Here is a 12,568-nt window from a genome sequence, read left to right as displayed (position 1 = left end):
CCGTTCGGTTCTATGCTGGAGCGGTTGCCCGTGGAACCGATCCACGCGGCGCATGCTCGAGAAAGGGCCCTGCAGTGAGAGAGAAGGGCCGCAAGGCCATCGCGACCAATCGCAAGGCGCGGCACAACTACTCCATACTCGACGTCCTCGAGGCCGGAGTCGCCCTCGTCGGTACCGAGGTCAAGAGTCTGCGCGACGGTAAGGCCTCACTGGTCGACGCCTTCGCGACCGTCGACGACGGTGAAATCTGGCTGCGCGGGCTGCACATCGCCGAGTACACGCTCGGGAGCTGGACCAACCACGCGCCGCGGCGAAACCGCAAACTGCTCCTTCATCGCCGCGAGATCGATCGCCTGGCAAGCAAGGTCAAAGAGGGAAACCTGACGCTGGTGCCGTTGTCGATGTATTTCTCCGACGGCAAGGTCAAGGTCGAGCTGGCACTGGCCAAGGGCAAGCAGGACTACGACAAGAGACAGTCGCTGGCCAAGCGCACCGCCGAACGCGAGGTCACTCGCGAGCTCGGTCGTCGCGTGAAGGGAATGCGCTGACCGCTGTACTGCTCGCCCTGGTAGCCGCCGTCGGCTACGGAGTGAGCGATTTCGTCGGCGGAGTCGCATCCCGCCGAGTCGCCGCCCTCCGGGTGGTCATCGTGTCCTACCCCCTGTCGCTGGTGATCGTGCTGCTCGTCGCACCCTTCGTCGGCGGCACGATCGAGCTCCCGGCGATGCTCTGGGGGCTGGCATCGGGTGTCGCCGGTGGCGTTGCGGTGTGGTGGTTCTACCTGGCCCTCGCTGCCGGGCCGATGGCCGTGGTCTCACCGGTCACCGCCGTCCTGGTCGCCGGGATCCCGGTCCTGGTGGGGCTGTCCATGGGAGAGCGTCCCGGAATCATCGCGTTCGTCGGTATCGCCGTAGCACTGGTGGCCGTGGTGCTGGTGAGCAGAGAATCCCCGGACGAGGTGACCGGCGAGGTGGCCGGCGGACGCGAGATGAAGTTCACCCGAACAGTCGCCTGGTTGACGGTCGGTTCGGGGGTGACGTTCGCGTTCGCATTCATCTTTCTGCACCGGATCGGCGACGGCAGCGGGCTGTGGCCGCTGGCGGCATCGCGCGCATCCGCGACCGCGGTGGTCTGGATCGTGGCCCTCGCTTCCGGCCACTTCGCACCGCCGCACGGCAGCGTGCTCAAACTCGCGGCCTTCGTCAGCGTGCTCGACGTCGTCGCCAACGCGGCGATGATCTACGCCTATCAGGGTGGTCTGCTCTCCTTGGTCAGTGTCATCGCATCGCTGTATCCGGCGGCGACGGTACTGCTGGCGATGGTGATGCTCGGCGAGCGAGTGGGAATGCTGCAGAAGATCGGAATGGCGTTGGCGCTCGGTGCGATAGCGATGATCGCGCTCTCTGGTTGAACCGCACCGCCCGGGGGTAATGACTCCGGTTATGACAGCTTTCGACTCTGCCTCCGACACCGCCGCGCCCGACAAGTCGCCGCGCGTCCTCGTCACCGGTGCCACGGGATATCTGGGCGGTCGGTTGGCCCCGCGACTGCTCGACGAGGGGTACACGGTCCGCGTGCTGGCACGCACGCCCGCCAAGCTCGACTCCGTGCCGTGGGCGACCGATGTCGAGATCGTGCAGGGCGATCTGAGCGATCGGGAATCGTTGAAGGAAGCGCTCAGCGGAGTCGACGTCATGTACTACCTGGTGCACTCGATGGGCACCGCAGGGCACTCGGATTTCGCCGACACCGAACGCGACAGCGCCGAGAACGTCGCGGCCGTGGCGGCGGAATGCGGTGTGGGGCGCATCGTCTACCTCGGCGGGTTGCATCCGCCGACCGGTGAACTCTCGCCGCACCTGAAATCGCGTGCCGAGGTGGGACGCATTCTGATCGACTCGGGAGTCCCGACGATCGTTCTGCAGGCCGGTGTCGTGATCGGATCCGGCTCGGCGTCGTTCGAGATGATCCGGCACCTCACCAATCGGCTTCCGGTGATGACCACACCGCGGTGGGTACACAATCGCATCCAGCCCATCGCTGTGCGGGACGTGTTGCACTACCTGATCGGGGCCGCGAGTGCGCCCATCACCGAATCCAGGACATTCGACATCGGCGGTCCCGATGTCATGCAGTACGGCGAGATGATGAACATCTATGCCGACGTCGCGGGTCTGCGGCAGCGTCGGATCATCGTGCTCCCGGTGTTGACTCCGCGACTGGCCGGTCACTGGATCGGGCTGGTGACTCCCATTCCGCGCGGGCTGGCGATGCCGCTCATCGAATCACTGCAATACGACGCCATCGGTCACGAGATGGACATCGATGCCGTCGTCCCGCGCCCGGAGGACGGCCTGACCGGCTACCGCGATTCCGTGAGATTGGCGCTGCGCAAGATCGACGACGGCGAGGTGGAGACTCGGTGGACAGATGCCACCGGTACCGCGGCACCGTCGGATCCGTTGCCTTCGGATCCGACCTGGGCAGGCGAGGTCGTCTACACCGACACCCGGGTCGCCCGCAGTGCAGCGCAGTCGACCGCGATCAGGCCCGCACTCGAACGATTGGCCGACGCCGACGTTCTCACCGGCTGGCATCGCGACGCCACCGGACCCGACGCATCCGCGTCGGGCACCGAGCACACCACGCGGCTCAAGTCCTCCACACGACTTCCCGGCGAGGCCTGGCTGGACCTGACGGTCGGGGGAACTGCGAAGCAGCCGACGATCGAGCAGCGGTTGGTGTTCTTCCCTCGTGGACTGGCCGGCCGGGCGGTCTGGTACGCCTCGCTGCCCGTACGCCTGGTGATGGCCCGTCGGATGCTGCGCACGGTGGTGCAACGAGTCGACGCCGACGCTGCCTCGAATTCTGCGGATCGCCGAGTCGGCCGTTAATGGAATGAATGTGTCCGGGGGAGGCGTTACACTGAACAGCCCGGACACGGTGTTCGGGAACATACGGGGCTGAACGGTTTCGACTTTGTATGTTGAGTCAGGGGAAGCGTGTCGGTGCAGGCGAGAGACCACCGTAAGCGTCATCGCAACCTTATAAGCGCCGATTCCAATCAGCGCGACTACGCACTCGCTGCCTAAGTAGCGACTGCGTGTCTGTCAGTCCGGGCTTGCCCTCGGCCCGGGTACTGGCATCAGCTAGAGGGCTCACCGATTCATCCGGCCGCGGGATGATGAGGAACATCAAACAGTGGCTGGGATCGTCATCCTGACTTGTTCGCGAGATCGGGAGATCCAAGTAGAGGCATAGCGGACTGCACACGGAGAAGCCCTGGCAATGCAGCAGAGGACCCGGGTTCGATTCCCGGCAGCTCCACCGACGAAGACCGGGCCGAGAGACACTCTCGGCCCGGTCTTCTTCTTTGTCGGCCAGGTCACAATCGACTCGGTCGAACTCATCCAACCCGAAGCGACCGCGGTGTCGAATAGTGGTCATGAGCAACGAGCCCACTCCAGTTCTGCATACCGGCAGACCGGTGCGCGCGCCGTCACTGGTCGTGCTGGTCCTCGGCGGCGGGAAAGACGTGAGTCGGGCCCGCAGTCGGCCGTGGCACCTGGCCGGTCTGCGCATGTGGACGTTCACCTGGATGCTTCGGCGCGTCGGCCGTACACGCGGCATATCGGTGCAGCAGTTGCAGTACCGGTTCCGGGGCTGGAACGCGCCCGAACGGTCTCCGGTCGAGGATGCCCGATGGGCGCTGAACCGAATTCACGACGAGTTCCCGGACGTTCACGTGGTGGTCGTCGGCCATTCGATGGGTGGCCGCACCGCCGCTGCACTGGTCGGCGATCCTTCCATCCCAGGAGTGGAGCCTGCAGGAACGACCCAGAAGATCGTGGGTGTCGTGGCCCTGGCTCCGTGGTGGCCGGAGGGCACGGAGGTCGATGCGTTCGAACCGGGTAGGAAGCTGCTCGTGATGCACGGAACTGCCGACAGGTGGACCGATCCTAGAACGTCCCGCCGGGCGACCGAACGTGCGGCGGCGCGCGGGGTGGACGCTCGCTACCTCTCGGTGCCGGGTGGGCATTTCATGCTGCGCAATCCGCGGGTCTGGTCCAGGGCAACGCGCGACTTCGTTCTCGGTATCGCTGCCGATGCGCCGGCCGACTGCATGGGCAGGCAATCGTGACGCGGCGCCGGGTCGCGGTGGTGGGGAGCGGTGTTGCCGGTCTGACGGCGGCGTACGCGCTCTCGTCGACGTCGTCGGTGACGTTGTACGAGGCGGACTCCCGTCTCGGCGGCCATGCGGACACCCACTACGTGGACGGACCCGATGGCCGCGTCGGCGTCGACACCGGGTTCATCGTGCACAACGACCGGACGTATCCGACGCTGCTTCGACTGTTCGACGAGCTCGAGGTGCCTACTCAGGATTCGGACATGAGCATGTCCGTGCGGTGCGACGGGTGCGGCCTCGAATACTCGGGCGGCCAGGGCATGCGCGGAATCCTCGCGCAACGCACAGCGGTGTTCAAGCCGCGATTCGTCTCGATGCTGCTCGATGTCAAGCGTTTTCATCGCCTGGCCAACGAACTGCTGGACAGTTCCGAACCGGTGGAGTCCGAGACGACTCTCGCGCAGTTTCTCGCAGAGCACTCGTTCTCGGCGTACTTCGAATCCCACTTCATGACGCCGTTGGTGTCCGCGGTGTGGTCGTGCAATCCGGACACTGCTCTCGCGTACCCGGCTCGCTACCTGTTCACCTTTCTTCGGCACCACGGGATGCTCACCGTCACCGGCTCTCCCACCTGGCGCACCGTCACCGGTGGATCCATCGAATACGTTCGCCGGGTTGCTCGGCACATCGACGAGGTGTTGCTCGATACCCCCGTGCACGCGGTCTACAGGTCCGAGGACTGCGTGCAGATCCGAGACGCCCGCGACGACCTGCGTACGTTCGACGCGGCCGTGATCGCGGTGCACCCCGGTGCCGCGCTGAAGATGCTCGCAGAACCGACTGCGCTCGAGCACAGCATCCTGGGATCGATGCCGTACTCGACCAATCACACGCAACTGCACACAGATTCGTCTGTACTGCCGAAGAACACGAGGGCGCGAGCGTCGTGGAACTATCACCTCCCGTCGTGCGCGGCCAAACCCGACCGGGTGCTGGTCAGCTACGACCTGACCAGGTTGCAACGCCTGGGGGAGACCGATCGCAGAATGCTGGTCACCCTCGGTGGAGCGGATCGTATCGACCCGGGTCGGGTGCTGGACGAGATGACCTACGAACACCCGCAGTACACCCCGGAATCGGTTGCAGCGCAGCGTCGACTTCCCGAATTGGACACCGACACCGTGGCATTCGCCGGTGCCTACCACGGCTGGGGATTTCACGAGGACGGTGCGCTCTCGGGTGCGCGGGCCGCGCAACGGGTGGGTGCCACGTGGCTCTGACGTCTCTTCTGCCGGCCACCCGCGCGCACGGGGCGGCTCTGTATCGCACTCGAATCGACCACGTTCGGCGCGCGCCGGTTCGAAACACGTTCTCGTACCGGAGCTACAGCTGGTTCGTCGACCTCGACGCGCTTCCCGAGTTGCCCCGGATACTGCGACCGCTGGCCTCGTTCGACTCCCGTGACCACCTCGGTGACCCCGACGCCAGTCTTCGCCAGAACGTCGATGCGTTCCTGGCGGAGAACGGTATCGATCTCGGCGGCGGACGGATCACGATGTTGGCGAGCGCACGGGTGTTCGGTCACACCTTCAACCCACTGAGTGTGTACTGGTGTCACGACAACGACGGAGAGCTCCGCTGCGTCGTCGCCGAGGTGCACAACACCTACGGTGAGCGATACCGGTACCTGGTGCACACCGATCATCGCGGCGCGGCCCGTACGACCAAGGAGTTCTACGTCTCTCCGTTCAACGACGTCGACGGCGAATACTCCATGCTGCTACCCGAGCCGGACGCTGCGCTTCGGCTCTCGATCGTCCTCGAACGTGCCGGTCAGCCCCCGTTCGTGGCGACCGTCGACGGCCGCCGACGAGAAGTGACGACGCAGTCGATTCTTCGCACTGCAGTCGAGATCCCGATTGCGCCGCTACGAGTGGTGGTACAGATCCGATGGCAAGGGATTCGGCTCTGGGCGCGGGGGCTGAAGATCGTGCAGAAACCTGCCCCTCCCGGGGCGCGAGAATTCCAGAAGGAAGGGGCTCACAGATGACAATTGTGTCGAAGGCCGATTCAGTGTCGAACCCGTACGGTGGTGCCACTGGTGGTCCGAGCCCGCTGGTCGATCCGCAGGTCTGGCCCCAGATCGCCCATGTTCCCGGTGGTGCAAAGGTTGCGGTGGCCGCACCCGTGGCCGACTTTCTCTTTCGCCGTGCGGTGGCACGCCTGCAGGTTCGGGTCGCGATGCCCGACGGCGAGGTGATCGGTGCCGGTTCGGCCGAGGCACCGTTGATGACCGTCCATCGGCCACACGACTTCGCCGCACGAGTCGGGGACAGCGGACTCATCGGATTCGGTGAGGCATACATGGCCGGTGACTGGGATGCCGAGGACCTCACTGCCGTGCTCGAGGTCTTCGCCCGGCGAATGGCGTCGCTGATTCCCAAGTCGCTGCAGCGACTCCGAGGGCTGTACATCCCGAAACCCCCACGGAGCGAGCGTAATACGACGAAGAACACGCGATCGAACATCTCGCGCCACTACGACTTGTCGAACGATCTCTTCGAACTCTTCCTCGACGAGACGATGACCTACTCGAGTGCGTTGTTCGCCGAATCGGGGAGCGGAGACGACAGTGCGGAGCTCGCCGACGCTCAGCGCCGCAAGATCGATCGGCTACTCGACCGCGCGGGCGTCGGAGAGGGAACCAGAGTGCTCGAGATCGGCACCGGATGGGGCGAGCTGGCCATTCGTGCGGCCGCTCGTGGTGCGACGGTACGGTCGGTGACTTTGTCGACCGAACAGCAGGAGCTGGCGCGTAAGCGCTGTGCCGCTGCCGGTTACGCGGACAGAATCCGGATCGATCTTCTCGACTACCGCCTGGTCGACGGCGAGTACGACGCGATCGTGTCGGTCGAGATGATCGAGGCCGTCGGGCATCAGTACTGGGCAACGTATTTCGAGACGATCGACTCGTTGCTCGCGCCGGGTGGGCGAGTTGCCCTGCAGGCCATCACGATGCCGCACGACCGAATGCTGGCTACTCGAAACACGTACACCTGGGTACACAAGTACATCTTTCCCGGCGGGTTCCTGCCGTCGGTGCGAGCCATCGAAGAGGTCACCGAGCAGAGCACCTCGCTTCGGGTACGGGAGCGACTGTCCATGGGTGATCACTATGCGCGAACCCTCGCGCTGTGGGACAGGCGTTTCCGCGAATACCGCAGCGAGGCAGAGCAGCTCGGTTTCGACGAGGTGTTCGCACGGATGTGGCACTTCTACCTGTGCTACTCGGAGGCCGGGTTTCGATCCGGGTACCTCGATGTTCAACAGATCGTGCTCGACCGAAGGGACAACCGATGACCACCTCGACACTCTCCGTGGACCGGACCGATCGACGAGTCGGCGTCGCGCATCGAATTGCCGAGTTGGTGGAACCCCTGGTGGGTGGTCCGCTTCCCGTTCGGCTGCAGGCGTGGGACGGATCCGTCGCAGGCGATGCCTCGGCACCGAGGGTGCTGTTGCGCAGTCCGAGCGCTCTTCGGCGATTGCTGTGGAGCCCCGGTGAACTCGGTGCTGCGCAGGCATACGTCACCGGCGAGTTGGACGTCGACGGCGACCTCGCCGCGGCTCTCGATCACGTCTGGGGTGTGGTGCGTGAGCGTCGACTCTCGGCGATCCGTCCGGGGCCGGCCTCGCTACTACGGTTGGCGAAACTGGCCAAGGATCTCGGGGTGTTCGGCCGTCCGCTGCCGCCGCCCGTGTCGCAGGCCTCGGTGAAGGGGCGGCTGCACTCGGTGCTCCGCGACCGCGCTGCGATCAGTCACCACTACGACCTGTCGAACGACTTCTACGAGTTGGTCCTCGATTCGCACATGGCGTACTCGTCGGCGTACTGGACCTCGGATTCGCCGGATTACACCCTCGACGACGCTCAGCGCGACAAACTCGACCTCGTATGTCGAAAGATCGGCCTCGACAAGCGCGTAGGGCAACGCTTCCTCGACGTCGGTTGCGGCTGGGGATCACTGAGCCTGCACGCGGCACAGGAGTACGGAGCGAAGGTCGTCGGAGTGACGATCTCCCGGGAGCAGAAGGCCTTCATCGACAAGCGCATCGCCGACCGAGGACTGCAGGACCGCGTCGAGATCCGAATCCAGGATTATCGAGAGATTCCGGACGGGCCCTTCGACGCGGTGGCGTCGATCGAGATGGGCGAGCATGTGGGGGAGGCCAATTACCCGACCTACACCGCCGCCCTGCATACCAACGTCAAGCCCGGCGGCCGCGTGCTGATCCAACAGATGTCGCGGAGGGAAGGCGACAACCCCGGCGGCGGAGCATTCATCGAATCGTTCATCGCGCCGGACATGTACATGCGCCCGGTCGGGCGGACCGTCGCGATGATCGAGGAGGCCGGACTCGAGGTTCGCGACGTCCACGCCCTCCGGGAGCATTACGTGCGGACCGTCGACGTCTGGACCGAGCGCTTCGAGGCACGCTTCGACGACGTGGTGGCGATGGTCGGGGAGGAGGTCGCTCGCGTGTGGCGGCTGTACCTGATCGGCGGTGGAATGGCGTTCCGGGACAACAGGATGGGCGTCGATCAGATTCTGGCGGTCCGGTCCGGGAGCGGACCGTCCGAGATGGAACCGGTTCGACCGGTGTGGGTGTGCCCGCGGTGAACTGGTCCGACTTCCTGACCGTATCGCTGGCGAGCCTCGGCGGTACCGCTGTCCTGATGATCGTCACCGCCCTCATCGGCGCGCGTATCGGACGCCACAACGTCGTGGACGTGACGTGGGGCGGCGGATTCGTTCTGATCGCCTCGATCTCGGCTGCGACCGGAACAGGTGAACTGTGGCGTCGCTTACTACTGCTCGTCCTGGTCGGTGTGTGGGGGCTTCGCCTTGCCGTGCACGTCTTTCGACGCTCGCGCGGGCACGGCGAAGATCCGCGCTACACCGAGATGCTCGCCAAGGCCCCCGGTAACGAAACCCTGTACGCCCTGCGGAAGATCTACCTGACGCAGGCGGTTGCATTGTGGTTCGTGTCCCTGCCGCTGCAGGTATCCGCTGTCGCACACGGATCCGTTCTGCCGGTCGTCGTGCTCGGAGTACTGGTCTGGATTCTCGGATGGACGTTCGAGGCATTGGGCGATGCGCAGTTGAAAGCTTTCAAGGCCGACTCCTCGAACAAGGGCCGGATCATGGACCGGGGTCTGTGGGCCTGGACGCGGCACCCCAACTACTTCGGCGACTCGGCGGTCTGGTGGGGACTGTTCCTCGTCTCGGCGTCGGCGTGGCCCGGGGTGTTCACGCTTCTCTCGCCCATCGCGATGACATACTTCCTGGTGTTCGCCACCGGTGCACGGTTGCTCGAGCGCAGCATGGAGAAGCGACCGGGGTATCGCGAATACCAGCAGCGAACGAGCTATTTCCTCCCGCGGCCACCGAAGCAGCACAGCAAGTAGCTCACGGGTGCGGGGGCGGCGCTAGGGTTGGTCGAGAAGTTCGGTTTCGTCGATCAACGAGGAGGCGCATCGTGGCGCACGAGAGAGCTGGAACCACTGCACTGCCGGAGGATCTGGTGGATCTTTCGCAGCTCGTGACCGCGTACTACTCGCGGGTTCCCGATGTGTCGGAACCGAGTCAGCAGGTGGTGTTCGGCACCTCCGGACATCGAGGGTCCAGTCTGGACTCGGCGTTCAACGAGGCGCACATCGTGGCGACGACGCAAGCGATCGTGGAGTACCGGTCCGCACAGGGCATCACCGGCCCGCTGTTCATCGGTCGGGACACTCACGCTCTGTCCGAACCCGCCTGGACGACGGCGTTGGAAGTGTTGGCTGCCAACGGTGTCGACGTACTGGTCGATTCGGGCGATCGGTACACGCCCACCCCCGCCGTCAGCCACGCAATTCTTCGCCACAACGAGTCCGGACCGTCGGCGAAGGCCGACGGCATCGTGGTGACTCCCTCGCACAATCCGCCGCGGGACGGCGGATTCAAGTACAACCCTCCGCACGGTGGTCCGGCCGACAGCGATGCCACGTCGGTCATTGCCGCTCGCGCCAACGAGCTTCTGCGCGATGGCATTTCGGGCATCAAACGGGTGACCCTTGCCCAGGCGTTCGCGGGGAGCGTCTCTCGCTACGACTTCCTCGGCACCTACGTGGACGACCTACCGAACGTGCTCGATCTCGACGCGATCCGCGCGGCCGGAGTGCGTATCGGAGCAGATCCGTTGGGTGGAGCGAGTGTCGATTACTGGGATGCCATCGCCGAGCGGCACAATCTCGACCTGACCGTGGTGAACCCGTTGGTGGACGGCACATTCCGCTTCATGACTCTCGATACCGACGGCAAGATCAGGATGGACTGCTCGTCGCCGAACGCGATGGCCTCGCTCATCGCTGCCCGCGATCGGTTCGACATCTCGACGGGCAACGATGCCGACTCCGATCGACACGGCATCGTCACTCCCGACGGTGGCCTGCTCAACCCCAATCACTTTCTCGCCGTCGCCATCGACTACCTGTTCACCCACCGACCCGATTGGTCGCCCACGGCGGCAGTGGGCAAGACGTTGGTGAGCTCGTCGATGATCGACCGGGTCGTCTCGGGTCTCGGCCGTCGTCTGCTCGAGGTGCCGGTCGGTTTCAAATGGTTCGTCCCCGGTCTGCTCGCAGGCGAGCTCGGATTCGGCGGTGAGGAGAGCGCCGGAGCGTCGTTCCTCCGACACAACGGCCGCGTCTGGACCACCGACAAGGACGGAATCGTGCTGGCTTTGCTGGCATCCGAGATCACCGCTGTCACCGGATCCACGCCGTCGCAGCGCTACGCCGAGTTCACCGCGAAGTTCGGCGATCCGACGTATGCCCGCGTCGATGCACCTGCCACCCGCGAGCAGAAGGCCGTTCTCGCCGAGCTGTCGCCCGATCAGATCACCGCCACCGAGCTGGCGGGAGAACCGATCACGGCAACGCTGACCGAGGCTCCCGGCAACGGAGCGGCCCTCGGTGGCCTGAAAGTGACGACGGAGAGCGCCTGGTTCGCTGCGCGCCCGTCCGGAACCGAGGACGTGTACAAGATCTACGCGGAGTCGTTCCAGGGCGAGGACCATCTGGCCCGGGTTCAAGCCGCCGCACGTGAGCTGGTGTCCTCCGCACTCGAGAGCTCGTGACCGACTCACCTCCATCCGACCACGACAGTTCGGCTCCCGAGCCCGCATTCAGACCCGGAGGCAAGCTCCCACCGGAGATCTGGGTACTGGTATCGGCGGCGTTCGTCATCGCGCTCGGATTCGGTATCGTCGCGCCCGCTCTGCCGCAGTTCGCCCGGGAATTCGGCGTCGGATACACGGCGGCGTCGGCGGTCATCAGTGCGTTCGCTCTCATGCGGTTGCTGTTCGCGCCCGCCAGTGGTGCTCTGGTGCAGCGGCTCGGCGAGCGGCCCGTGTACCTGATCGGACTGCTCATCGTTGCGGTGTCCACCGGCGCCTGCGCGCTGGCTCAGACGTACTGGCAGCTGTTGGTGTTTCGAGGACTCGGCGGCATCGGCTCGACGATGTTCTCGGTGTCGGCACTGGGATTGCTGATCAGGATCAGCCCTGCGACCAGTCGGGGCCGCATCTCCGGCCTCTATGCGACCGCGTTCCTGCTGGGAACCATCGGCGGTCCGCTCGTCGGCGGCGCTCTCGTCGGATTCGGGCTGCGGGTGCCGTTCGTGATCTATGCCGTAGCGCTCGTGATCGCGGCGGCCGTCGTGTACTTCACCCTGGGCAACTCCGACCTCGTCAAGCCGGAGAAGGGTTCGGCACCACCCACGATGTCGTTGCTCGCCGCGCTGCGGATCCCGTCGTATCGGGCTGCGTTGGCGTCGAATTTCGCCAACGGGTGGGCAGTGTTCGGTGTTCGAGTGGCCTTGGTGCCGTTGTTCGTCGTCGAGGCGATGCAGCGATCCGAGGTGTTCGTCGGTATCGCGCTGACCGTGTTCGCAGTGGGAAATGCCCTGGTGCTCACCAGTGCAGGCCGCCTGTCCGACGTGCGCGGACGCAAGCCGTTCATGGTGGGTGGGCTGGCGGTGTGCGGGCTGGGAACCGTCGTGATGGGGTACGTCCACGATCCCGTGCTGTTTCTCGTGGTGTCGCTGATCGCCGGAATCGGATCGGGTCTGATGAGTCCTGCCCAGCAGGCCTCGGTTGCGGACGTGATCGGCTCGAAGGCGCGCGGTGGGCCCGTGCTGGCTGCATTCCAGATGGCATCCGATGTCGGCGCGGTCATCGGCCCGATCGTCGCCGGGATGATCGTCGAACAGGTCTCGTTCGGTCCGGCATTCGCCGTGACGGGCGCGCTGCTTCTCCTGGCAGGACTGTGGTGGTCGCGAGTTCCGGACACGCTCGGGCGCGAGCGCACCCGACCGACGCAACCGTAGTATTCGC

General features: G+C 65.2%; 11 protein-coding genes and 1 other RNA gene. All 12 read left to right on the top strand.

The window, feature by feature from the left end:
- The first annotated feature begins 74 nt into the window (after positions 1 to 74).
- The 12 genes from smpB (at position 75) to CH273_RS21415 (ending at position 12,561) form a co-directional block, all read left to right on the top strand.
- Positions 75 to 548: an SsrA-binding protein SmpB gene (gene smpB, locus CH273_RS21470; RefSeq protein WP_032397704.1), complete on the top strand. Its 474-nt coding sequence runs from the start codon at positions 75 to 77 to the stop codon at positions 546 to 548.
- A gap of 8 nt (positions 549 to 556) precedes the next feature.
- Positions 557 to 1,411, top strand: coding sequence for a DMT family transporter (locus CH273_RS21465; protein ID WP_032397705.1), 855 nt, complete (start codon positions 557 to 559; stop codon positions 1,409 to 1,411).
- A 31-nt stretch (positions 1,412 to 1,442) separates the two neighbouring features.
- Positions 1,443 to 2,894 carry an SDR family NAD(P)-dependent oxidoreductase gene (locus CH273_RS21460; protein WP_032397706.1) on the top strand — a complete coding sequence of 484 codons (1,452 nt, stop codon included), beginning with the start codon at positions 1,443 to 1,445 and terminating at the stop codon, positions 2,892 to 2,894.
- Positions 2,895 to 2,959: 65 nt separating this feature from the next.
- Positions 2,960 to 3,330, top strand: a transfer-messenger RNA (tmRNA) gene (gene ssrA / locus CH273_RS21455).
- Between the two features lie 115 nt (positions 3,331 to 3,445).
- Positions 3,446 to 4,141 (top strand): alpha/beta hydrolase family protein, encoded by a 696-nt coding sequence (locus CH273_RS21450; protein WP_230596998.1) that lies wholly within the window; start codon positions 3,446 to 3,448, stop codon positions 4,139 to 4,141.
- Positions 4,120 to 5,409: an NAD(P)/FAD-dependent oxidoreductase gene (locus tag CH273_RS21445; RefSeq protein ID WP_371828403.1), complete on the top strand. Its 1,290-nt coding sequence runs from the start codon at positions 4,120 to 4,122 to the stop codon at positions 5,407 to 5,409. The genes CH273_RS21450 and CH273_RS21445 overlap by 22 nt, the downstream gene beginning before the upstream one ends.
- Positions 5,400 to 6,179: a DUF1365 domain-containing protein gene (locus tag CH273_RS21440; RefSeq protein WP_082322647.1), complete on the top strand. Its 780-nt coding sequence runs from the start codon at positions 5,400 to 5,402 to the stop codon at positions 6,177 to 6,179. The genes CH273_RS21445 and CH273_RS21440 overlap by 10 nt, the downstream gene beginning before the upstream one ends.
- Positions 6,176 to 7,489, top strand: a complete 1,314-nt coding sequence (locus tag CH273_RS21435) for an SAM-dependent methyltransferase (protein WP_082322648.1) — start codon at positions 6,176 to 6,178, stop codon at positions 7,487 to 7,489. The genes CH273_RS21440 and CH273_RS21435 overlap by 4 nt, the downstream gene beginning before the upstream one ends.
- On the top strand, positions 7,486 to 8,811 hold the full coding sequence (locus tag CH273_RS21430) for an SAM-dependent methyltransferase (protein WP_045195697.1): 1,326 nt from the start codon (positions 7,486 to 7,488) through the stop codon (positions 8,809 to 8,811). The genes CH273_RS21435 and CH273_RS21430 overlap by 4 nt, the downstream gene beginning before the upstream one ends.
- A complete protein-coding gene (locus CH273_RS21425; RefSeq protein ID WP_032398325.1) occupies positions 8,799 to 9,599 on the top strand; it encodes a DUF1295 domain-containing protein in 801 nt (266 codons plus the stop codon). The genes CH273_RS21430 and CH273_RS21425 overlap by 13 nt, the downstream gene beginning before the upstream one ends.
- A gap of 71 nt (positions 9,600 to 9,670) precedes the next feature.
- A complete protein-coding gene (gene pgm, locus CH273_RS21420) occupies positions 9,671 to 11,311 on the top strand; it encodes a phosphoglucomutase (alpha-D-glucose-1,6-bisphosphate-dependent) (protein ID WP_032397709.1) in 1,641 nt (546 codons plus the stop codon).
- Entirely contained in the window at positions 11,308 to 12,561 is a 1,254-nt protein-coding gene (locus tag CH273_RS21415) for an MFS transporter (protein WP_371828391.1), read from the top strand. Before pgm ends, CH273_RS21415 begins: the two co-directional genes overlap by 4 nt.
- Positions 12,562 to 12,568 lie beyond the last annotated feature (7 nt).

This window comes from Rhodococcus sp. 05-339-2 (assembly GCF_002258965.1).
Classification (GTDB): Bacteria; Actinomycetota; Actinomycetes; order Mycobacteriales; family Mycobacteriaceae; genus Rhodococcoides.
The sequence above is the reverse complement of the archived record's forward strand: the minus strand, read 5'-3'. Positions and strand labels throughout refer to the sequence as shown.

Coding starts and splice junctions, on each gene's coding strand:
- CH273_RS21460 (WP_032397706.1), top strand. CDS start 1,443: ATGACAGCTTTCGACTCTGCCTCCGACACCGCCGCGCCCGACAAGTCG.
- CH273_RS21450 (WP_230596998.1), top strand. CDS start 3,446: ATGAGCAACGAGCCCACTCCAGTTCTGCATACCGGCAGACCGGTGCGC.
- CH273_RS21435 (WP_082322648.1), top strand. CDS start 6,176: ATGACAATTGTGTCGAAGGCCGATTCAGTGTCGAACCCGTACGGTGGT.
- CH273_RS21430 (WP_045195697.1), top strand. CDS start 7,486: ATGACCACCTCGACACTCTCCGTGGACCGGACCGATCGACGAGTCGGC.